Origin of the sequence: Cupriavidus cauae (assembly GCF_008632125.1) — a bacterium.
Taxonomy (GTDB): domain Bacteria; phylum Pseudomonadota; class Gammaproteobacteria; order Burkholderiales; family Burkholderiaceae; genus Cupriavidus; species Cupriavidus cauae.
Map to the genome: position 1 here is coordinate 574,402 of NZ_VWRN01000053.1, position 22,407 is coordinate 596,808.

At 68.4% G+C, this 22,407-nt stretch carries 18 protein-coding genes; 1 reads left to right on the forward strand and 17 read right to left on the reverse strand.

Features of this window, described 5'->3' with window-relative positions; translation table 11 throughout:
• Positions 1-22: 22 nt before the first annotated feature.
• Positions 23-613 (reverse strand): TetR/AcrR family transcriptional regulator, encoded by a 591-nt coding sequence (locus tag F1599_RS21635; protein WP_006578334.1) that lies wholly within the window; start codon positions 611-613, stop codon positions 23-25.
• 366 nt (positions 614-979) lie between these two features.
• Positions 980-2,320 (reverse strand): cardiolipin synthase ClsB, encoded by a 1,341-nt coding sequence (clsB, locus tag F1599_RS21640; RefSeq protein WP_150084467.1) that lies wholly within the window; start codon positions 2,318-2,320, stop codon positions 980-982.
• A 339-nt stretch (positions 2,321-2,659) separates the two neighbouring features.
• On the opposite strand from clsB, the gene mobB reads away from it, so the two are divergent.
• A complete protein-coding gene (mobB, locus tag F1599_RS21650; protein WP_150084469.1) occupies positions 2,660-3,169 on the forward strand; it encodes a molybdopterin-guanine dinucleotide biosynthesis protein B in 510 nt (169 codons plus the stop codon).
• Positions 3,170-3,221: 52 nt separating this feature from the next.
• On the opposite strand, the gene F1599_RS21655 is transcribed toward mobB, so the two are convergent.
• The 15 genes from F1599_RS21655 to F1599_RS21725 form a co-directional block, all read right to left on the reverse strand.
• Positions 3,222-4,013: an endonuclease/exonuclease/phosphatase family protein gene (locus F1599_RS21655; RefSeq protein ID WP_150084471.1), complete on the reverse strand. Its 792-nt coding sequence runs from the start codon at positions 4,011-4,013 to the stop codon at positions 3,222-3,224.
• A complete protein-coding gene (gene nudB / locus F1599_RS21660; RefSeq protein ID WP_150084473.1) occupies positions 4,010-4,543 on the reverse strand; it encodes a dihydroneopterin triphosphate diphosphatase in 534 nt (177 codons plus the stop codon). The genes F1599_RS21655 and nudB overlap by 4 nt, the downstream gene beginning before the upstream one ends.
• A gap of 266 nt (positions 4,544-4,809) precedes the next feature.
• On the reverse strand, positions 4,810-5,694 hold the full coding sequence (locus tag F1599_RS21665) for a hypothetical protein (protein WP_149317646.1): 885 nt from the start codon (positions 5,692-5,694) through the stop codon (positions 4,810-4,812).
• A gap of 179 nt (positions 5,695-5,873) precedes the next feature.
• A complete protein-coding gene (aspS, locus tag F1599_RS21670; protein ID WP_149317645.1) occupies positions 5,874-7,682 on the reverse strand; it encodes an aspartate--tRNA ligase in 1,809 nt (602 codons plus the stop codon).
• Positions 7,683-7,728: 46 nt separating this feature from the next.
• Positions 7,729-8,430 carry a DUF502 domain-containing protein gene (locus tag F1599_RS21675; RefSeq protein ID WP_149317644.1) on the reverse strand — a complete coding sequence of 234 codons (702 nt, stop codon included), beginning with the start codon at positions 8,428-8,430 and terminating at the stop codon, positions 7,729-7,731.
• Between the two features lie 13 nt (positions 8,431-8,443).
• Complete coding sequence (locus F1599_RS21680; protein ID WP_149317643.1) at positions 8,444-8,776, reverse strand: FmdB family zinc ribbon protein; 333 nt, start codon at positions 8,774-8,776, stop codon at positions 8,444-8,446.
• A 381-nt stretch (positions 8,777-9,157) separates the two neighbouring features.
• Complete coding sequence (locus F1599_RS21685) at positions 9,158-10,594, reverse strand: sodium:solute symporter family protein (protein WP_149317642.1); 1,437 nt, start codon at positions 10,592-10,594, stop codon at positions 9,158-9,160.
• A 363-nt stretch (positions 10,595-10,957) separates the two neighbouring features.
• Entirely contained in the window at positions 10,958-12,532 is a 1,575-nt protein-coding gene (gene ubiB / locus F1599_RS21690) for a ubiquinone biosynthesis regulatory protein kinase UbiB (RefSeq protein WP_150084475.1), read from the reverse strand.
• A 118-nt stretch (positions 12,533-12,650) separates the two neighbouring features.
• Positions 12,651-13,346, reverse strand: coding sequence for a ubiquinone biosynthesis accessory factor UbiJ (locus F1599_RS21695; RefSeq protein ID WP_149320272.1), 696 nt, complete (start codon positions 13,344-13,346; stop codon positions 12,651-12,653).
• 146 nt (positions 13,347-13,492) lie between these two features.
• A complete protein-coding gene (locus F1599_RS21700; RefSeq protein WP_149320273.1) occupies positions 13,493-14,482 on the reverse strand; it encodes a Tim44 domain-containing protein in 990 nt (329 codons plus the stop codon).
• Between the two features lie 41 nt (positions 14,483-14,523).
• A complete protein-coding gene (gene ubiE / locus F1599_RS21705) occupies positions 14,524-15,255 on the reverse strand; it encodes a bifunctional demethylmenaquinone methyltransferase/2-methoxy-6-polyprenyl-1,4-benzoquinol methylase UbiE (RefSeq protein ID WP_149320274.1) in 732 nt (243 codons plus the stop codon).
• A 44-nt stretch (positions 15,256-15,299) separates the two neighbouring features.
• Positions 15,300-15,719 (reverse strand): gamma-butyrobetaine hydroxylase-like domain-containing protein, encoded by a 420-nt coding sequence (locus F1599_RS21710; RefSeq protein WP_149320275.1) that lies wholly within the window; start codon positions 15,717-15,719, stop codon positions 15,300-15,302.
• A 61-nt stretch (positions 15,720-15,780) separates the two neighbouring features.
• Positions 15,781-17,709, reverse strand: coding sequence for an ABC transporter ATP-binding protein/permease (locus F1599_RS21715; protein ID WP_149320276.1), 1,929 nt, complete (start codon positions 17,707-17,709; stop codon positions 15,781-15,783).
• A 228-nt stretch (positions 17,710-17,937) separates the two neighbouring features.
• On the reverse strand, positions 17,938-18,396 hold the full coding sequence (locus F1599_RS21720) for an HIT family protein (protein ID WP_150084477.1): 459 nt from the start codon (positions 18,394-18,396) through the stop codon (positions 17,938-17,940).
• Between the two features lie 10 nt (positions 18,397-18,406).
• Positions 18,407-22,381: a DUF3683 domain-containing protein gene (locus F1599_RS21725; RefSeq protein WP_150084479.1), complete on the reverse strand. Its 3,975-nt coding sequence runs from the start codon at positions 22,379-22,381 to the stop codon at positions 18,407-18,409.
• Positions 22,382-22,407 lie beyond the last annotated feature (26 nt).

Below are 22,407 nucleotides of genomic sequence, written 5' to 3' on the forward strand. Positions count from 1 at the left end.
GCACGCCATGCCCGCGACGGCATCAGGTACGGTAGGACTGAATCAGCTTGTTGAGCGCGACCATGGCAAGCTCGGCGCTGTCGGGCAGGCGCAGGAAGCGGGCATCGTGATGCAGCCCCAGCTCGAGGCTGTACATCTCGAACAGCATCAGCCGCGGATCGCAATCCGCGCGCAGATGGCCTTCTTCCTTGGCCTGTTCGATCGCGCGTGTCAGCGCGGCCCGCCAGATCGTGACGCTCTTGATCAGCTCGTCGCGCACCGGGCTTTCCGCGCGGTCATCGTATTCGACCGCCCCGCTGATGTAGATGCAACCGGTGGTGACTTCCTGGATCCGTTTTTCCATCCAGCGCCGCACCATCGACCACAGGCGCGGCAGACCGCGCGGCTCGTTCAGCGAGGGATAGAAGACCTCCTGCTCGAACCGGCGGTGATACTCGCGCACCACCTCCACCTGCAGGTCTTCGCGCGAACCGAAATGCGCGAACACGCCGCTCTTGCTCATTTGCATGCGTTCCGCGAGCAGACCGATGGTCAAACCTTCGAGTCCGTCGCGGGACGACAATTCCAGTGCGGCGTCGAGAATCGCCACCCGCGTCATCTCCCCCTTGCGCATCGGGGTGGGAGAAGCGTTGGCGGCGGATTCGAGACGGGCTGACTGGTGTCGCATGATTTTTCTCCGTACTTTTTGCGGCATCGGTTCGCGATGCCGCGCTTGGCCCTGGCCTGTGATGTCGATCGCCGCGGCCCCGCCGGACAAGGCGGCGCCGGGTGGCGAATGCACGCAGTCTAAGCCAAAAAAGAACGGTCGTTCAGATTATTCTGGCCGCGCCTGCCGCTATCAAGTTTTTAATTAGACCTTCGTTTCTAAACCGAACTTGCACCGAACTGCGGTGCAACATCCGCCGGCCGGCGTCAGCGGCGAGGCCGATGTGCGGATGCGCGCCGCATTTTGCCGCAAGGCAGCACCGGCATGCCACGTTCAATAGCGGCCGGCCGCGCCGGCCACCATGACGCCGAAGCGCAACAGCATGTAGGCGGTCCAGTCCAGGCAGCGGCGCAGGCGACCGCGGCGGGCATGATCCTCCGGCACGACCGGCGCGCTGCGCAGCGCGATCGCACGCTCCAGTTCGCGGCGCAGCTCGGCGGCGAAGGCCTCGTCGTAGACCGCCACATTGGCCTCGCGCGCCAGCAGCAGGCTGAACGGATCCATGTTGCTGGAGCCGACCGTCGCCCAGCTGTCGTCGACCACCGCAACCTTGGCGTGCAGGAAGCTCTCGGCGTACTCGTGGATCTCGACGCCGGCCTCGAGCAGCGTGGCGTACAGCGCGTGGGTCGCGTAATGCTGCAGCCTGTACTCGACCATCCCCTGCAGCAGCAGCCGGACGCGCACGCCGCGGCGGCGGCAGGCCAGCAGCGCGCGCCGCATCTTCGCGCCCGGCAGGAAATAGGCGTTGGCGATGATCACGTCGTGCCGCGCCGCGCCCAGCGCCTGCAGATAGGCTCGCTCGATGGTGCGGCGATTGCGCAGGTTGTCGCGCAGCAGCAGCGCCGCCCGCACGCCGCCCCCCTCGGCCGGCGCGGGCACCGGGGCCTGCGCAAGCGGAAACTCGCCGGCCAGGCTCGACAGGCCGCCCGCCCGCACACCACCCTGCATCTCGCCGCGCAGCGCGAGCCGCCACCACAGCCGCTCGGCGGTCAGTGCGACCTGGCCGGCCAGCGGGCCGGTGACGCGCACCGCGAAGTCGTAGCGGGGACCGAGCTGGGCCTCGTCGAAGGGGCCGTGATTGTGGTCGTCGATGATGTTGATGCCGCCGACGAAGGCGATGCGCCGGTCGATCACCGCGAGCTTGCGGTGCAGCCGGCGCAGATGCCGGCGCGCCAGGCGAAAGCCCCGCAGCGGCCGGTACACGCCGAGCCTGACGCCGCCCTGCTGCAGCCGCTCGACCAGCGGCGCGGGCATGTCGCCGGCGCCGAAGCCATCGACCAGCAGATGGACGCGCACGCCGCGCTCGACCGCGCGCAGCAGCGCGTCGGCGACCGCCTGGCCGACCTGGTCGTCGGCATAGATATAGGTCTCCAGCGAGACCGACAGCACAGCCTGGTCGATCGCCGCGATCAGCGCCGGGAAATATTCGCCGCCGCCGCGCAGCAGCTCGACGCGGTTGCCGCCCACCGGCCGGCCGGGCCCGGTGTGCAGCAGGCGGGGGCCGTGCCGCCCTTCGGCGGCCGTGGCCGCCGTGGCAGCCGTCTCGCCTTCCACCGCATGGGCGGCGATCCTGGAGGACCGGGTGGGTTCGGGTGGGCTCTCGGACAAGGGCATGGCGGCATTATCGGTCACCTCGCGGCGGGAACGCCACCCGGCGGGCATTGGCGCCCGAAGTCGGGCCAGACCTTGGGCCGGACTTCGGACCAGACTTCGGACCAGACTTCGGGCCAGACCTCGGGCCGGACTTCGGGCCAGACTTCGGGCCAGACTTCGGGCCAGACTTCGGGCCAGACCTCGGGCCGGACCTCGGGCAGGACTTCGTGGCCGGAGGGACGGGCCCGCGCCGACTCTGCTATCGTCGCGCTTTCTTCCCGACGTTGTTGCTGACATCGTCCCCACCGTCGCCCCGCGCACTCAGGTGTGCACCGCGTTGCGCATGGAACTGATTCGATCGTGAAGGTATTCGGTATCGCCGGCACTTCCGGCAGCGGCAAGACCACCTTGCTGGACCAGTTGATTCCCCGCTTCGTCGCGTCCGGGCTGCGCGTGGCCGGCGTCAAACATACCCATCACGGGTTCGACCCGGACACGCAGGGCAAGGATTCGTGGCGGATGCGCGAGGCGGGCTGCGCCAATGTGGTGCTGGTCGGTGCGCGCCATCTGACGCTGATGCGCCGATACGAAGAAGGCGCGCCGCCGCCCGAACTGGCCGACGCGCTGGCGGTGCTGCCCGCCGATACCGACCTGGTGCTGGTCGAGGGATACAAGCACAGCGACGTGCCAAAGCTCGAGGTCTATCGCCCCGGCCACGGTCGCGCGCCGCTGTGGCCGGATGTGCCCGGCATCGTCGGCGTCGCCACCGACGCGCCGGGCGATGTGGCCGCGCTGACCCGGCTGCCGGTGCTCGACCTGAACCGGATCGACGACATCGAGGCCTTCGTGCGGGAACGGGCCGGGCTGTAGCCGAAGCGGACGCTTTGGCGCGGTCTCGCCGCCGGGCCGGCCGCCCGGGCAACTAGCCGGCCGCGCCCGCCGTCTCGTCGCTGTGCCGCGGATTGGCCTCGGGCACCTGCGGCCGCGCCAGTTCGGCGACCAGCGGCACATGGTCCGAGCGCTGCGCCCAGTCGCGCCCGGTCAGCACGCGGGCGCGCTCGATCTCGAAACCGCGCACGTAGATCCGGTCGAGCTGCCACCACGGCATATGGCTCGGAAAGGTGTGCAGCCGCGAGCCGCGCGCCTGCGAGGCCTCCAGCGCGCCCAGCGTGTTGCAGATCAGCGCATCGAGCCGGTGGTTCCAGTCGTTGAAGTCGCCGGCGATCACCAGCGGCGCGTCCGCCGGCACCACATTGCGCACGCGTTCGACCAGCGCCTCGGCCTGGCGCGCGCGGCTGCGGGCGAACAGGCCGAAATGCACGCAGATCAGATGCGCCTCGATGCCGTGGACGTCGGCGACCGCATGCAACAGGCCACGCTGCTCGAAGCGGTGGTCCGAGATATCGAGGTTCTCCGACATCAGGATCGGATGGCGCGACAGGATCGCGTTGCCATGGTGGCCGTGGTCGTAGACCGCGTTGCGGCCGTAGACCGAATGCGGATAGGCGTCGGTCGCCAGGTAGTTCAGCTGCGTGTAGTCGGAATCGAACAGGGAGGCGGCCACCAGGCGATCGTTGCGGTCCTGCACTTCCTGCAGGAAGACGATGTCGGCGTCGACCGTCTGCAGCCCGTCACGGACATGCTGGATGCGCGGACGGCGCGCGAAGCCGGTCAGCCCCTTGTGGATGTTGTAGGTGACCACGCGCAGCTTCATCGCGGCCCTCCGGCCTGGCCGGCGCCTGCTGCGTCCACGGCGGCGCCCCCAGCGTTCATGGCGCCCGCGCCGCAAGCCGTCGCCCCGGCCGCCGCTCGCCACGCCAGCTGGCGCACCGCTTCGGCGTTGCTCGACGAGAAGCAGCGCGCGGCCGCCTGCTCCCACGGCAGCCAGACCGATTGCAGATGCTCGCGCGGCGACAGCGTGACCGGCAGCGGCCGCTCGACGCACAGGCCGAACCAGTGCTCGACATTGCGCGTGACCCCGGGCGCATAGCGATGGCGCCATTCGGGATAGATCTCGTATTCGATGTGGTGGCCCCAGTCCTGCAGGCGGTGCTCGCTCGCGACGATGCCGGTTTCCTCGGCCACCTCGCGGGCGGCGGTCAATGCCAGGGGTTCGTCGGGGGTATCGAGGCTGCCGGTGACGGATTGCCAGAAGCCGGGACGGTCGGCGCGCTCCAGCAGCAGGACCTGCAGATCGGTCGTATGGATCACGACCAGCACGGATTCGGGAATCTTGTAGGGCATGGGATCGGACGGGAACAGGCTGACAAGCTTAACGCAGTTGCCCGCCGGCGCCACCGGCGTTAGTCCGACAAGCCCCGAAGCCGTGGGGATGATGTGACGGCATGGGCACTGAGGACGCGCTGCGGCCGCGGCGCCCTCGACCCGGGATGTTCTCCCGCTCGTCCTCGGGGACGAGGATTGCGGAGGGGGGATGGTTCCAATGCGCCGTGCCGCTACCCTCTCCCCCGCCCCTCTGCCGCTTGCGGGAGAGGGGAGAAAATCCGCGGTCAGGCGCGCTCTTCCCGGACGCCCGCTTCGCGCACCCAGCTGTCGAACACTTCCGGCGAGTCGCCGTGGCCCCAGGCGGCGCGCAGTTGCTGCATCAGCGGCGCCAGCGATTCGGTGTAGCGCGCGGCGGCGGCGTGCGCCTCGGTCGCCAGCGCTTCGGCGGCCTGGTTGGCGCGCGCCTGCATCTCGGTGCGCGCCTGCGCGACCTCCTTCTCGCGCTGGCCCAGCGCGTGGTACTTCTGGATCAGGAAGCGCTGGTAGTCGCCGCCCTCGCCATGCGGGGCCTGCGCGGCCTGCGCGTTCACCTGCTCGAAGCGCAGCACGATGCTGGCGGTCTCCTGCTCGATCTGCGCGGCCTCGGCGACCAGCGCCTGTGCCGCATCCTGCAGCGCCAGCGCGTCGCGGCGACGCGCCTGCAGTTGCGCGGCCATCGTCTCGAAGGTCCGCTGCGCGGCCAGATAGGCCTGCACCACCGGCTGCGGCGCGACCACCAGCAGCGGATCGGCGCCGCTGCCGCGGCGGCCCGTCAGCAGGGCATCCTCCGGCAGCCGCAGGTTGCCGACTTCCTCCAGCCAGCGCCCGCGCGCCATCACCGCAGCCACCGTATCGAGCGCCACGCGCCGCAGCGCCTCGGCGCGCTGCATCTGCACGGCGCCGCCTTCGGCCGCCGCGCTGCCCACCTGCGCGGCGTGCGCGATATCGGGGACGCAGGCGGCCACCGTGGTCGCCACCGATTCCGACATCGCCTGCGCGGACTTGCGCACCGCCCGGCGCAGCTCGAAGCGCGCCAGCAGCATCATCACCAGCCCGGCGACCAGCCAGGTCAGGATCGTCTCCGCGTGCTGCAGCAGGAATTGGCGGATCAGTTCGATATCCAGTGTCACCTTTGTTCTCCCCTTGTCAGGTGCGGCTGCCCGCGGCAGCCCGATGGATGACCTCGCGGGGTGGCCGATCGTTCCCATGGGAAACAATTGGAAACCTCGATCGCCCTCCGCAGCCTACACAAACAAAAAACGGCCGCGCTCGCGCACGGCCGTCGTCTCTCGCTACCTCGCCAGCGGCATCACGCCGAAGCCTTCGGCTCGGGCGTGCGCAGGCGGATATGCAGCTCGCGCAGCTGCTTCTCGTCGACCGAGCTCGGCGCCTGCGTCAGCAGGTCCTGCGCGCGCTGCGTCTTCGGGAAGGCGATCACGTCGCGGATCGAATCGGCGCCGGCCATCATCGTGACGATGCGGTCCAGGCCGAAGGCGATGCCGCCATGCGGGGGCGCGCCGTACTGCAGCGCATCCAGCAGGTAGCCGAACTTGACGCGCGCCTCTTCCTCGTTGATCTTCAGCGCGCGGAACACCTTGCTCTGCACGTCCTCGCGATAGATACGCACCGAGCCGCCGCCGATTTCCCAGCCGTTCAGCACCATGTCGTAGGCCTTGGCGATGCACTTGCCCGGATCGGTGGCCAGGTACTCCAGGTGCTCGTCCTTGGGGCTGGTGAACGGGTGGTGCATCGCGACCCAGCGGGCGTCTTCCTCGTCGTACTCGAACATCGGGAAGTCCACCACCCACAGCGGCTTCCACGCGTCCTCGAACAGGCCGTTGGCCTTGCCGAATTCCGAGTGGCCGATCTTCAGGCGCAGCGCGCCCATCGCGTCGTTGACGACCTTGGCCTTGTCGGCGCCGAAGAACAGGATGTCGCCATCCTGCGCGCCCGAGCGCTTCAGGATCTCGGCGATGGCGGCGTCATGCAGGTTCTTGACGATCGGCGATTGCAGGCCGTCGCGGCCCTTGGCCACTTCGTTGACCTTGATCCAGGCCAGGCCCTTGGCGCCGTAGATGGCGACGAACTGCGTATAGGCATCGATCTCGCCGCGCGAGATCTGGCCGCCGCCGGGCACGCGCAGCGCGACCACGCGGCCGTTGTCGCTGTTGGCCGGGCCCGAGAACACCTTGAAGTCGACGTCCTTCATGACCTCGGTCAGCTCGGTGAACTCGAGCTTGACGCGCAGGTCCGGCTTGTCCGAGCCGAAGCGGGCCATCGCCTCGCGGAATTCCATCACCGGGAAGCGGTCGTCCAGCGCCACGCCGATGGTGTTCTTGAACACCGTGCGGATCATGTTCTCGAACAGGTCGCGGATGTCCTGCTCGGTCAGGAACGAGGTCTCGCAGTCGATCTGCGTGAATTCGGGCTGGCGGTCGGCGCGCAGGTCCTCGTCGCGGAAGCACTTGGTGATCTGGTAGTAGCGATCGAAGCCCGACACCATCAGCATCTGCTTGAACAGCTGCGGCGACTGCGGCAGCGCGAAGAAGTGGCCCGGGTTGACCCGCGACGGCACCAGGTAGTCGCGCGCGCCCTCGGGCGTGCTCTTGCCCAGCATCGGCGTCTCGATGTCGATGAAGCCCTGCTCGTCCAGGTACTTGCGCACTTCCATCGCGACCTTGTAGCGCAGCCGCAGGTTGTACTGCATCTGCGGGCGGCGCAGGTCCAGCACGCGGTGCGTCAGGCGGGTGGTCTCCGACAGGTTGTCGTCGTCGAGCTGGAACGGGGGCGTGACCGACGGGTTCAGCACGGTCAGCTCATGGCACAGCACCTCGATCTTGCCCGAGGTCAGGTTGGCGTTCTCGGTGCCGGCCGGACGCGCGCGCACCTTGCCGGTCACGCGGATGCAGAACTCGTTGCGGATGTCCTCGGCGACCTTGAACATTTCGGGGCGGTCCGGATCGCAGACGACCTGCACCAGGCCCTCGCGATCGCGCAGGTCGATGAAGATCACGCCGCCGTGGTCGCGGCGCCGTTGCACCCAGCCGGTCAGGGCCACTTCCTGGCCGGTCAGTTGTTCGGTCACGAGACCGCAGTAGTGAGTTCGCATGGAGGACATAGGAGAAATTCCCGGTAAGGCGCAGCCGCGCTCGGGCGGCCCGCGGTCAATTGGAGTGCGATGGGTCGGCCGCGGAGGCGCCGGCGGCAGCGGCGGCGGGGGCTCGGCTCGGCGCGGCCTTGCGCGGCAGCTCGGCCGGCGCGACCACGCCCATCGACACGATGTACTTCAGGGCGGCATCGACGGTCATGTCGAGCTCGATGGTGTCGGCCTTGGGCATCATCAGGAAGAAGCCCGAGGTCGGATTCGGCGTGGTGGGCACGTAGACGCTGACGTATTCGCCCTGCAGGTGGTTCTGCACGTCGCCGCCGGGCCGGCCGGTCAGGAAGGCGATGGTCCACGAGCCCTCGCGCGGGTACTGCACCAGCAGCGCCTTGCGGAAGGCGTTGCCGGACGAGGACAGCAGCGTGTCCGAGACCTGCTTGACGCTGGAATAGATCGGTCCCACCACCGGGATATGGTGCAGCAGCGCTTCCCACCAGCGCACCAGGCGCTGGCCGATGAAGTTGTGCGTCAGCACGCCGACCAGCAGGATGAACAGCAGCGTCAGGATCGCGCCCAGGCCGGGCACGCGCATGCCGAACAGCTGGCGGTCGAACTGCCAGGCCTCGGGCAGCAGCGCGAGGCTCTGGTCCATCGTGCCGATGATCAGGCTGAGCACCCACAGCGTGATGCCCAGCGGGACCAGCACCAGCAGGCCGGTCAGGAACCAGGTCTTCAGTGCGGAAGTTTTCTTGTTGGTTGCCACGTTCCTTCCTGGTTCAGTGGCAGGCGCAGGCGCTGCCGCAGCCGCCGGCTGCGGGCGCCGCGCTGGCGGACGCCGACGTCTCGGCCGGCTTGGCGGCGCCGGCGTCGCCGGTGCTGCCCGCGCCCGAGCTGGCGCCGGTGCTGGCGCCGTTGTTGGTGTTGCCGCCGCGGAAGTCGGTCACATACCAGCCCGAACCCTTGAGCTGGAAACCGGCCGCGGTCAGCTGTTTCTTGAAGGCCCCCGCCGTATTGCAGGATGGGCAGTCGGTGAGCGGGGCATCGCTCATTTTCTGCAGCACATCGCGCCCATGGCCGCAGGCGTCGCAACGGTAGGCATAGATCGGCATCGTGGCTCTCCGGGAGATCCCCATTGGGTCAACAACGGGGGTCAACAAAGGGGTCAACAAAAAATCAAAGGAAATCAACGCGCGCGGCCGGCGCGGCGTTCCGGGCTGTCGCCCGCCACCGTCCGGCCATGCAAAGCCTTGAATTATAAACCGTTTGGGCGCCGTTGCCGCCGGAAAAGCGGCCTGCCTGGGGCGCAGACCGGCCGATTGAGGGGATTCGGCCGGATCGACGCCGGATTGGCGGCAGATGGGGCCCGGATTCGACTCGGATCGGCCCCGGATTTGCCGCGAATCCGCTCCGAAATCGCCCGAGTTCAGCGCCTCGATTCAGCCCGGATTGTTCAGCCCGGATTGGCGTGCGCCAGCCCTTTCGCGCCGCAATCACGCGATATGCACTTCCTTGACCGGCGGGCGGTCGCCGATCCATTGCGGCAGCAGCGAGCCGACCAGCATGCCGCCCAGCGAGAACAGCAGGCCGACCATCTGCGGCGGCACCGCGGCCTCCGAGAACAGGATCTCGCAGACCAGCCACGAGCTCAGGCCCAGCAGGATCGCCGCCAGGCCGCCCTGGCGCGTGGCGCGCTTCCAGAACAGGCCGAAGGCCAGCGGCACGAACGACGACACCAGCGTGACCTTGTAGGCATTCTCGACCATGTGGAAGATCGACAGGTGCGAGTTCAGCGCGAACAGCGTGACCAGGACGGTAAACACCAGCACGACCGCCTGCATCACCCGCAGGAAGCGCCTGTCGTCGAGATGGCGGAAATACGGCCGCAGGATGTTCTCGGCGAACGTCACCGACGGCGCCAGCAGCGTGGCCGACGCGCAGCTCTTGATCGCCGACAGCAGCGCGCCGAAGAACATCACCTGGGCGAACAGCGGCGCGTGGTCCAGGATCAGCGTCGGCAGGATCAGCTGCGAATCGGTATTGATATAGCGCTGCACCATCGCCGGATCGATCAGCGTGGCCGAGTACGCCAGGAACATCGGGATGAAGGCGAAGCAGAAGTACAGCACGCCGCCCAGCACCGAGGCGCGGCCGGCGATCTGCTCGGTGCGCGACGACGTGACGCGCTGGAACACGTCCTGCTGCGGGATCGAGCCGAGCATCATCGTCGACAGCGCGGCGGCAAAGCCGATGATCTGGATCAGGTCGAGCTCCGGCAGGAACTCGAACTTGCCCGCCGCGGCCGCGTGCGACACCACCGCCGACACGCCGCCGGCCTGGCCGCTGACCTCGTAGCCGATATACAGCATGCCGATCACGATGATGATCATCTGGATGAAGTCGGTGACCGCCACCGACCACATGCCGCCGAACAGCGTGTAGATCAGCACGCTGGCGGCGCCGATCATCATGCCGGCGTCCTGCGACAGGGCGCCGTCCGACACCGTATAGAACACCAGCCCCAGCGCCTTGATCTGCGCCGCGACCCAGCCCAGGTAGGACACCACGATGCACAGCGTGGTCAGGATCTCGGCCAGGCGCCCATAGCGGTTGTGATAGTAGTCGCCGATCGTCAGCAGGTTCATCCGGTACAGCGGACGGGCGAAGAACAGGCCGACCAGGATCAGGCACAGCGACGAGCCGAACGGGTCGGAGACGACGCCGGACAGCCCTTCCTTCAGGAATACCGCCGGAATGCCGAGCACCGTCTCGGAGCCGAACCAGGTCGCGAACACGGTCGCGGTGACCACGTAGAACGGCAGGCTGCGGCCGGCCACGGCGAAATCGGTCGTGTTGCGCACGCGCAGCGCGGCCCACAGGCCGATGCCGACCGAGATTACCCAGTAGATGATGACAAACCAGATCAGCATGCTGCTGCCCTATCCCAAAGAGCCCAGGGGCCAAGAAACCGAATGGCGGACGGCGGCAAGGTGCGCGCGTCCGCAGTCCAATTCATCGGTCGGGGCCGCGTGGGTGGCGGATCGGGTGCCCTGGGAGGAGCACTGGCCTGCGGTCGTAGCCGAATCAAGACGCGGATTATAGCGATGCAAGCGACGATACAAGCCCGTTGTGCCAAAAAAATTGGCAGCCGGGCGGGGCATCGGCCCGCACAGGGTCAGCGGCCGATATAGGCCAAACCGTCGGCCAACGGCGGGTCAACATCGGGCCACCATCGGGTCAGCATCGGGTCAACATCGGGCCAGCCGGCAGCCAGGCCAACCCCGGCCAAACCCTCAACCGAACCAGTCCGCCAGCTGCGTCAGCACCAGCGCGATGGTCACCGCGCCGCCCAGCAGCAGCCCGATCGCCAGCATCCGGTTGGTGCGGCGCTGCTCGACCACCAGCGCGGCCAGCAGGCGGTCCTGCTGGCTGTTGTTGACCAGCGCGCGGCGCTCCAGGAACTGGTGGGCCAGGCGGGGAAAGTCGGGCAGCATCTTGGCCCACTGCGGCGCCTCGACCTGGATGCGTTCCCAGGCGCCGCGCCAGCCGACCTGCTCGTGCATCCAGCGTTCCAGGTAGGGCTTGGCGGTCTTCCACAGGTCCAGGTCCGGATCCAATTGCCGGCCGAGCCCCTCGATATTGAGCAGCGTCTTCTGCAGCAGCACCAGCTGCGGCTGGATCTCGACGTTGAAGCGGCGCGAGGTCTGGAACAGCCGCATCAGCACCATGCCCAGCGAGATTTCCTTCAGCGGCTTGTCGAAGTACGGCTCGCAGCAGGCGCGCACCGCGCTCTCGAGCTCCTCGACCCGGGTCTGCGGCGGCACCCAGCCCGATTCCACGTGCAGCAGCGCGACGCGGTGGTAGTCGCGTCGGAAGAAGGCGATGAAGTTCTGCGCCAGATAATTCTTGTCGAACTCCGACAGCGCGCCGACGATGCCGAAGTCCAGCGCGATATAGCGGCCGAAGGTCTCGGGCTGCACCGACACCAGGATGTTGCCGGGGTGCATGTCGGCGTGGAAGAAGCCGTCGCGGAACACCTGGGTGAAGAAGATCTCGACGCCCTCCTCCGCCAGCCGGTGCAGGTCGACCCCGGCGGCCTTCAGCGATTCCGTGCGCGAGATCGGGATGCCGTGCATCCGCTCCATCACGAACACCTCGCTGCTGCAGAAGTCCCAGAACACTTCGGGCACCAGCAGCAGTTCGGTGTCCTGGAAATTGCGGCGCAGCTGGCTGGCGTTGGCCGCCTCGATCATCAGGTCCAGCTCGTCGTGCAGGTACTTGTCGAACTCGGCGACGACCTCGCGCGGCTTGAGCCGCTTGCCGTCGGCCGAGACCCGCTCGATCCAGATCGCGACGTCGCGCATCAGCGCCAGGTCGCTGTCGATCACCGGCAGCATGCCGGGGCGCAGCACCTTGACCGCGACCTCGCGGCCGCGGTGCGTGCCGGCCTTCAGCGTGGCGAAGTGCACCTGCGCGATCGACGCGCTGGCGACCGGCTGGTATTCGAAGGTCTCGAACAGCTGCGTCAGCGGCCGGCCCAGCGAGCGCTCGATGATGGCGACCGCGACGGCCGGATCGAACGGCGGCACCTGGTCCTGCAGCAGCGCCAGTTCATCGGCGATGTCGGCCGGCAGCAGGTCGCGCCGGGTCGACAGCACCTGGCCGAACTTGACGAAGATCGGCCCCAGCCGCGTCAGCGCCAGCCGCAGCCGCACGCCGCGCGGCACGGTATCGAGCCGGCGGCCGATCGTGATGACCCTGACCAGCAGGCGGATATGCCGGTTCTGGAAACCGGACAGCACCAGCTCGTCCAGGCCGTAATAGAAGATGACAAAGGCGATCTTGCAGAGGCGCAGGAAACGGGTCATGCAGGTCTTGTTGGTAAGCCGGCCGGATCGGGGCGCGCTGTTGCGCGTCCTTGCCGCCGGCAGGCGGGATTCTTGTCAGCGGTTCCGCGGTCGGCGCGGTTGGCCCGGTGGCTCCGGTTCAGCGATGCGCGGACGGCAGCCGGGCGGGGCCGGTACCGGTGCCAGCGCCGGAGCCAGCACTCGTGCCGCGCTCCAGCCGCTCCAGGCGCTTTTCCAGCCGGGCCAGATCGTCGCGCAACGCGGCCACGTCGGCGCGGAAATCGTCCAGCGCGGCATGGCGGACCAGCGTCGGCTGTTCGTCCAGCAGGTATTCGGTCACGTTCTCGACCAGCGCCCGCCCGACCCGCAGCGCGCCGGCATGGGCCTGCTGCGCGCCGTCCACCAGCCGCTGCGCGACGCTGTCGCCGACGGTGCCGCCCATCACGGCACGCAAGGCCCGCGCCAGATCCTCCGCGGCATCCCAGCGCAGGCTGCGCGCCAGCGTCGACACGGTATTGGCCAGCTCGGCATCGCCTTCCAGACGCACATGCCGCATCGCGGCGGCCTGCCCGCCGGCGGCGACGTCGGCCACCACCAGCGGCCATTGCTGCAGCGGCACGGTGATGGTCACCGCGGGCGGCGGCGCGTCGGCGGCGGCCAGCGCCACCAGGCCCTGCGCGTCGATCCGCAGGGCCATCGCGAAGGCGGCGGCATCGAAGCCGATCACGCGGCCGGCATAGGGCGTCAGCAGCTTGCGCGCCCACGGTTCCTGTTCCAGCAGATGATTGAGCGCGGCGACGATGGGGCCGGCCAGCGCGGACGGAAGAGTGTTCATGGCGTGATGGGGCGGACCACGCCGGCCAGGCCGGCGCCAATGAAAAAGGCCCACGCGCGTTGGCGCGTGGGCCTCCATTCTAAGCCAGCGCCGGGCACATCACGCCGCGCCCGGAGACTGGCTCGACCAGCGGCTCAGCCGCGGACTCAGGATTCCTGCTGGATCCCGGCCAGCACCCAGCCGCCGGCGCCGCTGGCCGGCTTGGCCAGGTTCCACACTTCGGCGAACGGCTGGGCTGCCTCGCCCTCGTTCTCGCGGATCATGCCGCTGAAGCGCACGCTCGCCACATGCTGGTTGTCGGTGGACTCGATGCCGAGCAGCGTCGCGTCCAGCGTCACCACGTCGGTGTGGTTGCTTTGCGCGCCGCGATCGCCCAGGTCCATCTTGATCTCGGCAAACATTTCCGGCGTGGTGAATTCGCGGATGTCGTCGAGATTGCCGGCGTCCCAGGCGGCCTGCAGGCGCACGAAGTAGACCTTCGCGTTGCGCAGGAAGGCTTCGGTATCGAAGTCCGCCGGCACGCCCCAGGGCTGCACGCCTTGCGACTGCGCCACCCCGGCCGGTTGCAGGGCCGGTTGCGCGGCAGGCTGCGCCGAGGGCTGCAGCACGGGCTCGCGCATCATCGGCTCCTGGCCGCGATCGAAGGCGCCGCGGTTCAGGTCGGTACGGCCTGCACCGGGTGCAGCGCCAGCGCCGGCGTAGGCCGGCTGCGGGCGCTTGGCGCCGCCGCGGAACTTGCGGATCAGCCAGATGGCGACCATGGCGATCAGCGCGATCAGGATCAGGTTGGACAGGAAGGTCAGCGCGGCGCCGCCCAGGCCGAAGTGCGACAGCAGCCAGCCGATACCCAGGCCGGCGGCGATGCCGCCGAGGATGCCGCCCCAGTTGCGGCGGGGCGCGGCGGCCGTCGCGGCGCCGGCTCCGGCGGTCGCCGGCGCGGCCTGCTGGGCCGGTTGCTGAGCCTGCTGCTGGGCCGGCGTCTGCGGCGCCTGCTGGCGCTGCTGGGTCACGTTGGACGACTGCTTGCCGAAGCTGCGGGAGCCGCCCATGCGCTTGGCCTCCGCATCGAACACCATCCCGAAGGCCAGCATGCCGGCCAGCGACCCCGCCAGGAATTTTCCGCGAATCGTGGACATGATTTGTTATCCCCTTTTATTGCGCCGCAATCGGCGCTGATTCAGTACTTACGGCCGACATGCAAGGCGACCACGCCTGCTGTCAGGTTGAAGTATTCGACGTTCTCGAGGCCCGCTTGTTCCATCAACCGCACAAGCGACCCCTGGTCGGGGTGCATGCGGATCGACTCGGCGAGATACCGGTAGCTGTGGGCGTCGCCCGCGACGCGCTGGCCCAGCCAGGGCAGCACCTTGAACGAATAGACATCGTACGCCTTTTCCAGCGGCTTCCAGACCTTGGAGAATTCCAGCACCATGACCTTGCCGCCAGGCTTCGTCACGCGCCGCATCTCGGCCAGCGCGCGGTCCTTGTGGGTCATGTTGCGCAGGCCGAAGGCCACGGTGACCAGGTCGAAGTGATTGTCCGGGAACGGGATCCGCTCGGCGTCGCACAGGCAGGTCGGCGTCACGATGCCGTCGTTCAGCAGCCGGTCGCGGCCGACGCGCAGCATCGATTCGTTGATGTCGGTCAGCCAGACCTCGCCGGTCGGGCCGGCCTGGCGGGCGAATGCCTTGGCCAGGTCGCCGGTGCCGCCGGCGATGTCGAGCACCTTGTGGCCCGGCCGCACGCCGGCCTGGGCGATCGTGAACAGCTTCCACAGCCGGTGCATGCCGCCCGACATCAGGTCGTTCATCAGGTCGTACTTCGACGCGACCGAATGGAACACGCCGGCAACCTTGCCGGCCTTCTCGGTCTCGTCGACCTTCTCGAACCCGAAGTGGGTTTCGCTCATCGCTGGCTCCAGAAATCCAGGGGAGTCGGTGGGGACCGGCCGGCTCAGTGGTGGCCGCAGCCGTGGCCGTGCGCCGCGGCGGGCGGCATCGGCGTGTCGCGATCGGCGCCGGCGGCCTCGAGCCGCCGCAGGTAGTCCTGCCACAGCGCCTCCTGCTCGGCGCCGAGGCGGTACAGCAGATCCCAGGAATAGATGCCGCTGTCGTGGCCGTCGGAGAAGCGGATCAGGATCGCGTAGTTGCCGACCGGCTCGACCGCGGTCACGTTGACGTCGCGCTTGCCGGTCTGCAGCACTTCCTGGCCCGGGCCGTGGCCCTGCACCTCGGCGGACGGCGAATAGACCCGCAGGTACTCGAACGGCAGCCGGAAGCTGGCGCCATTGTCGAAGCCGATTTCCAGCACGCGCGATTGCGTATGGACCGTCAGCGCGGTGGGGTGCGGGGTATCTTTTTCCAGTCCTGCCATGATTGTCGGCGCCAGCCGTGTTGGCGCGAACCCGGGCCCCGGGTCGGGACTCACGCCGAGTTCACGCTTCTTGTACGACCCGATAGCTTACCGCACGCGACCCGCCTTGCCCATCTTCCAGCGCCGGCCGGGGCACGCCGGCCTCGGTCGCCACGCCATCGGCCGCGCCATCGGACTGCAAGGTCTCGCGCTCCGGCAGATAGCGCAGGCGGCGATTGTGGAAGGCCGCGACCGTGCTGCGGTGCGCGATGCTGACGATTGCCGCGCCGGGCAGCGCGTCGACCATCAGCTGGTACATGGCGCGCTCGGTTTCCTCGTCCAGCGCGCTGGTGGCCTCGTCGAGGAACAGGAAATCGGGCTTGCACAGCAGCGCGCGGGCGAACGCCAGCCGCTGCTGCTCGCCGGGCGACAGCCGCAGCGCCCAGTTGTCGAACACGTCCAGCTGGTTGGCCAGCGCGCCGAGCTGGGCCTGGCGCAGCGCGTCGCGCAGCGCCTCGGCCGGATGCGCGTCGCCGGCCTGCGGATAGGCCAGCGCGTCGGCCAGCGTGCCGACCGGCAGATAACTGCGCTGGGGCAGGAACAACGTGCGCGACGCCGCCGGCATCGCCACCGAACCGCTGCCATATGGCCAGATCCCGGCCAGCGCGCGGAACAGCACGCTCTTGCCGCAGCCCGACGGACCGGTCACCAGCCAGCGCTCGCCGCGCTCGATCGTCAGCGAGAACGCCGACACCAGCGGCCGCTTGACCACCGGCAGGCCGGGGCCGGACAGGACCGGAAGGGCCAGCGCCAGCGCGTCGATCTCGATGCGGTCGCGCCCGCCCGCGTGCGCTTCGCCGACGTTGACCTGGATGTCGTGCTCGCCGTCGTGCAGGCGCTCCTGCCGCTGGGCCTCGCGAATCGCGTGCTGGAAATCGATCAGGCGGTTCGACGCGGCCTTCCAGCCGACCAGCGTCGCGTAGTTGTCGACGAACCACGACAGCGCGCCCTGCACCTGGCCGAAGGCGGTCGACATCTGCATCAGCCCGCCCAGCGTCATCTTGCCGGCGAAATAGCGCGGCGCGGCCACCAGGATCGGGAAGATGATGGCGAACTGGCCGTAGCCCGAGCTGATGAAGGTCAGCCGCCGCGTATAGAACATCAGCTGGTTCCAGTTGACGCGGATCTGCTCGAAGCGCGCGCGCAGCCCGGCCTGTTCGGTGGGCTCGCCGCGATAGAGCGCGACCGGCTCCGCGTTTTCGCGCAGCCGCACCAGCGAGAAACGGAAGTTCGCCTCGTATTGCTCCTGCTGGAAATTCAGGCCGATCAGCGGCCGGCCGATCCAGTGCGTCAGCAGCGAGCCGAGCACCGCGTAGCCGCCGGCGAACCAGACCATGTAGCCGGGGATCGTCATCGTCGTGCCGCCCAGCGCGAAGCTGATCGGCCCGGACACCGCCCACAGGATGCCGACGAAGGACACCAGCGTGACCACCGAATTGAGCAGGCCGAGCGACAGCGACAGCGCGCCGTCGGTAAACAGCCGCAGGTCATCGGCCAGCCGCTGGTCGGGGTTGTCGGTGGCGTGGGTCTGCTCGATGCGGTAGTAGGCCTGCCAGGCCAGCCACTTGCCGAGGAACTGGTTGGTCATCCAGGTCCGCCAGCGCATCTGCAGCATCATCGTGTAGTACTGGCGGAAGATCGCGGCGACGATGAAGCAGGCCGCGATCATGCTGAACCGCAGCAGCAGCTCCTTGAACGAGGCGTAGTCGCGCTGCTCCAGCGCGTTGTAGAACACGCGGTTCCACTCGTTGAGCAGCACGTTGATGTAGACGATGCCCAGGTTCAGCGCGACCAGCAGCAGCAACAGCCCGAGGCCGGCCTTGCGGTCCTCGGATTTCCAGTAGGGCTTGATCAGCGCCCAGGTCGCGCGAAAGCGCAGGCGGCTCTGGATCTGCAGCTCGCGGGCCGGAACGGCCGGACCGGGCACGGTAGCGGTGGTGGGCGTGGACATGAAGTCGGGTCGGCGAAGGGGAAAACGGGAGCGGCGGAATTGGCGGAAACGGCGTCATCGGCCTATCCAGCCGGATCAGGCATCAGACGGCGCCCGCCCCGGCCGGGTTCCACGCCCGCGGGGCAGACATCCCTATTGAGCGCATTGGCGGCGCGTCGGGTTGACAGCCGGGTTGACGGCCGGGGCGACCGGAGCGCGATGCGGGATCGGCGTCAGTCGGGATCGGCGTCAGTCGGCTCGCAACGCGGCCAGCGCCGCGCGCAAGGCCGGCAGCCGCGCCTGCAGCGCCTCGATGCGGCTCGCGTCGCGCTCGCGCTGCGGCGCGGCCCAGACCGCCTCGGGGAAGTGGGTATCCCAGCGATAGCGCGGGATGATGTGCCAGTGCAGGTGCGGCACCATGTTGCCGAAGGCGGCCAGGTTGACCTTGTCGGGCGCCATTACGTCGCGCACGGTGCGTTCGACGCGGGCCACCAGCCGCATCAGCCAGGCCTGGTCCGCCTCGGACAGATCGGTCTGCTCGGCCACGTGGTCCTGCCAGACCACGCGGCAGAAGCCCGGAAAGCGCTCGTGCTCGACGAGGATCACGCGGGCGCGCCGGCCCGGGTCCTGCCAGGCCAGCTCGCCTCCCTCCCCTTCGCAAAGCGGGCAGCCCGCCGCGCGGGCCGCGCCCTGCTCGGCCGCGCTCATGGCCGGGCCCTCACACCAGGACCCGCTCGATGCCGCCCGCGTTGGCCGCGGCGACGTAGTCGGGCATCCAGTTCTCGCCCAGCAGATGGCGCGCCATCTCGACCACGATGTAGTCGGCCTGCACCGAGGCGTCCTCGTTGTAGCGCGACAGGCCCTGCAGGCACGACGGGCAGCTGGTCAGGATCTTGACGTCGCCGTCGAAGCCGTCGGCGCGCAGCTTGCCGGCGCCCTTGCGCATTTCCTCTTCCTTGCGGAAGCGGACCTGCGTCGACACGTCCGGACGGGTCACCGCCAGCGTGCCCGATTCCCCGCAGCAGCGCTCGTTCTTCTCGATGCTGCCGGCCTCGCCATTGCCGCCCATCAGCTGGTTGACCAGCCTGGTCGGGTCCATCGTCTTGATCGGCGTGTGGCAGGGGTCGTGGTACATGTAGCGCGCCCCGGTCACGCCCTCGAGCTTGACGCCCTTCTCGAGCAGGTATTCGTGGATGTCGATGATGCGGCAGCCCGGGAAGATCTTCTCGAATTCATAGCCGGCGAGCTGGTCATAGCAGGTGCCGCAGCTGACCACCACCGTCTTGATGTCGAGGTAGTTCAGCGTATTGGCGACCCGGTGGAACAGCACGCGGTTGTCGGTGACGATCTTCTCGGCCTTGTCGAACTGGCCGGTGCCGCGCTGCGGATAGCCGCAGCACAGATAGCCCGGCGGCAGCACGGTCTGCACGCCGACGTGCCACAGCATCGCCTGCGTGGCCAGACCCACCTGCGAGAACAGCCGTTCGGAACCGCAGCCCGGGAAGTAGAACACCGCCTCGCTCTCGACCGAGGTGGCCTTCGGATTGCGGATGATCGGCACGATCTCGTTGTCTTCGATATCGAGCAGCGCGCGCGCGGTCTTCTTGGGCAGGTTGCCCGGCATCTTCTTGTTGACGAAGTGGATCACCTGCTCGCGCACCGGCGGCTTGCCGACCGTGGCGGGCGGATGCGCGGTCTGCTTGCGCGCCAGCGTCTTCATCAGCTCGTTGCCGGCGCGCTGGGCCTTGTAGCCCCAGTCCATCATGACCTTGCGGGTCATGTTGATGGTCTGCGGGTTGGTCGCGTTCAGGAAGAACATCGCCGCCGCGGTGCCGGGGTTGAACTTCTTCTGCCCCATCTTGCGCAGCAGGTTGCGCATGTTCATCGACACGTCGCCGAAGTCGATCTTGACCGGGCACGGCGTCACGCACTTGTGGCAGACGGTGCAGTGGTCGGCCACGTCGGAGAACTCGTCCCAGTGCTTGATCGACACGCCGCGGCGGGTCTGCTCCTCGTACAGGAAGGCCTCGATCAGCAGCGAGGTGGCCAGGATCTTGTTGCGCGGGCTGTACAGCAGGTTGGCGCGCGGCACGTGCGTGGCGCACACCGGCTTGCACTTGCCGCAGCGCAGACAGTCCTTGACGCTGTCGGCGATCGCGCCGATGTCGCTCTGCTGCATGATCAGCGACTCGTGCCCCATCAGGCCGAACGACGGCGTGTAGGCATTGCGCAGATCGGCGCCCGGCAGCAGCTTGCCCTTGTTGAAGCGGCCCTGCGGATCGACGCGCTGCTTGTACTGGCGGAAGTCGCCGATCTCTTCCTCGGTCAGGAATTCGAGCTTGGTGATGCCGATGCCGTGCTCGCCGGAAATCACGCCGTCCAGCGAGCGCGCCAGCGCCATGATGCGGGCCACCGCCTTGTGGGCGTCCTGCAGCATGTCGTAGTCGTCGGAGTTGACCGGGATGTTGGTGTGCACGTTGCCGTCGCCGGCGTGCATGTGCAGCGCGACGAAGACACGGCCGCGCAGCACCTGCTTGTGGATCTTCTGCGCCTCGTCGAGGATCGGCTTGAACTCGCCGCCGTTGAAGATCTTGCGCAGCTCGGCGCGCAGCTCGTTCTTCCACGATACGCGGATGGTGCGGTCCTGCAGCAGGTGGAACACCGCGGCATCGGGCTGCTGCGCCAGGCGCGCCTCGAAAGCCTGGCCCAGCAGGCCCAGGCCATGGCCGATCAGCGCGGCGCGCGCCTGCGTCAGCGGCGTGTCGAGGTTGTCGCGCAGGTACATCCAGCGCGCGCGCACGTCGCGCAGCAGCGTCAGCGCCTGCTGCACGCGGTCCTCCAGCAGTTCGGCGCTGGGGATTTCGTTGGCGTCGTCGCTGCGGCCCAGCGGCAGGTTGCCGCGCGCGAAGAAGCTCTCCAGCTCGTCGGCGAGCTTGAGCTTGTTCTTGATCGACAGCTCGATATTGATGCGCTCGATGCCGTCGGTGTATTCGCCCATCCGGTTCAGCGGGATCACCACGTCTTCGTTGATCTTGAAGGCGTTGGTATGGCGCGCGATGGCGGCGGTGCGCGAACGGTCGAGCCAGAACTTCTTGCGCGCCTCCGGGCTGATCGCGACGAAGCCCTCGCCGCTCTTGCCGTTGGCCATGCGGATGACTTCCGAGGTGGCGCGCGCGACCGCGTTCTCGTCGTCGCCGACGATGTCGCCGATCAGCACCATCTTCGGGAAGGCATTGCGCTTGCTCTTGGTGGCGTAGCCGACCGCGCGCAGATAGCGCTCGTCCAGATGCTCGAGGCCGGCGAGGATCGCGCCGCCCGGCGTCTTCGACTCGATATCGAGGAAGTCCTTGATCTCGACGATGCTCGGGATCGCGTCGCGCGCCTGGCCGAAGAACTCCAGGCAGACCGTGCGGATATGGCGCGGCATCCGATGCAGGATCCAGCGCGCGCTGGTGATGATGCCGTCGCAGCCTTCCTTCTGCACGCCCGGCAGGCCGGCCAGGAACTTGTCGGTGACGTCCTTGCCCAGCCCTTCCTTGCGGAACTTGCGGCCCTCGATCGCCAGCGTCTCGCTGCGCAGCAGCTTCTCGCCCGGGGCGCGATTGCCGTCGAACCACTTGAGCTCGAAGGTGGCCACCGGCACGTCGTGGATCTTGCCCAGGTTGTGGTCCAGGCGCGTGACCTCGAGCCAGTTGCCCTCCGGATCCACCATGCGCCACCAGGCCAGGTTGTCCAGCGCGGTGCCCCACAGCACGGCCTTCTTGCCGCCGGCGTTCATCGCGACGTTGCCGCCGATGCACGACGCGTCGATCGAGGTCGGATCGACCGCGAAGACGAGGCCCGCCTTGTCGGCCGCATCGGCGACGCGGCGCGTCACCACGCCGGCGCCGGAGAAGATCGTCGCGACCTTGCCCTGCACGCCCGGCAGGTCGGTCTCCTCGACCGGACCCAGCTGTTCGAGCTTCTCGGTATTGATGACGGCCGACAACGGTGTCAGCGGCACGGCGCCGCCGGTATAGCCGGTGCCGCCTCCGCGCGGAATGATGGTCAGGCCCAGTTCGAAGCAGCCCTTGACCAGCCCGGCGATCTCTTCCTCGCTGTCGGGAGTCAGCACCACGAACGGATATTCGACGCGCCAGTCGGTGGCGTCGGTCACGTGCGACACGCGCGAGAGCCCGTCGAACTTGATGTTGTCCTTCTGCGTGACGCGGCCCAGCACGCGCAACGCGCGCTTGCGCAGGTCGTAGGCGTCGGTGAACTCGCGCTTGAATTCCTCGATGGCCTGCCGGGCGAAGGTGACCAGCTGCTCGACCCGGTGCGAGCGGTCCTCGGCGGCCGGCTCGGCATGCTCGGCGCGATCGGCGGCGCGGCGCTTCTCGATCTCGGCGAGCCGGTGGTGCAGCGCGGAGATCAGCATCTCGCGGCGCTTCGGGTTCTCCAGCAGGTCGTCCTGCAGATACGGATTGCGGCGGACCACCCAGATGTCGCCCAGCACCTCGTAGAGCATCCGCGCCGAACGGCCGGTGCGGCGCTCGCCCCGCAGTTCGTCCAGGATCCGCCAGGCCTCCTCGCCCAGCAGGCGGATCACGATCTCGCGGTCGGAAAAGGAGGTGTAGTTATAGGGGATCTCGCGCAGGCGCGGAGGGGCGTCCTGCGCGGCGAGCTTGGCGTCGAGCACGAGTGGGGCATTCATGGGCGGGACCGCGGCATGCGGCGCAC

What these genes read in the sequence shown, in the direction of transcription:
- F1599_RS21635 (WP_006578334.1), bottom strand. Translation starts at nt 613, where the DNA reads ATGCGCAAGGGGGAGATGACGCGGGTGGCGATTCTCGACGCCGCACTG.
- clsB (WP_150084467.1), bottom strand. Translation starts at nt 2,320, where the DNA reads ATGCCCTTGTCCGAGAGCCCACCCGAACCCACCCGGTCCTCCAGGATC.
- F1599_RS21655 (WP_150084471.1), bottom strand. Translation starts at nt 4,013, where the DNA reads ATGAAGCTGCGCGTGGTCACCTACAACATCCACAAGGGGCTGACCGGC.
- nudB (WP_150084473.1), bottom strand. Translation starts at nt 4,543, where the DNA reads ATGCCCTACAAGATTCCCGAATCCGTGCTGGTCGTGATCCATACGACC.
- aspS (WP_149317645.1), bottom strand. Translation starts at nt 7,682, where the DNA reads ATGTCCTCCATGCGAACTCACTACTGCGGTCTCGTGACCGAACAACTG.
- F1599_RS21680 (WP_149317643.1), bottom strand. Translation starts at nt 8,776, where the DNA reads ATGCCGATCTATGCCTACCGTTGCGACGCCTGCGGCCATGGGCGCGAT.
- F1599_RS21685 (WP_149317642.1), bottom strand. Translation starts at nt 10,594, where the DNA reads ATGCTGATCTGGTTTGTCATCATCTACTGGGTAATCTCGGTCGGCATC.
- ubiB (WP_150084475.1), bottom strand. Translation starts at nt 12,532, where the DNA reads ATGACCCGTTTCCTGCGCCTCTGCAAGATCGCCTTTGTCATCTTCTAT.
- F1599_RS21695 (WP_149320272.1), bottom strand. Translation starts at nt 13,346, where the DNA reads ATGAACACTCTTCCGTCCGCGCTGGCCGGCCCCATCGTCGCCGCGCTC.
- F1599_RS21700 (WP_149320273.1), bottom strand. Translation starts at nt 14,482, where the DNA reads ATGTCCACGATTCGCGGAAAATTCCTGGCGGGGTCGCTGGCCGGCATG.
- ubiE (WP_149320274.1), bottom strand. Translation starts at nt 15,255, where the DNA reads ATGAGCGAAACCCACTTCGGGTTCGAGAAGGTCGACGAGACCGAGAAG.
- F1599_RS21710 (WP_149320275.1), bottom strand. Translation starts at nt 15,719, where the DNA reads ATGGCAGGACTGGAAAAAGATACCCCGCACCCCACCGCGCTGACGGTC.
- F1599_RS21715 (WP_149320276.1), bottom strand. Translation starts at nt 17,709, where the DNA reads ATGTCCACGCCCACCACCGCTACCGTGCCCGGTCCGGCCGTTCCGGCC.
- F1599_RS21720 (WP_150084477.1), bottom strand. Translation starts at nt 18,396, where the DNA reads ATGAGCGCGGCCGAGCAGGGCGCGGCCCGCGCGGCGGGCTGCCCGCTT.
- F1599_RS21725 (WP_150084479.1), bottom strand. Translation starts at nt 22,381, where the DNA reads ATGAATGCCCCACTCGTGCTCGACGCCAAGCTCGCCGCGCAGGACGCC.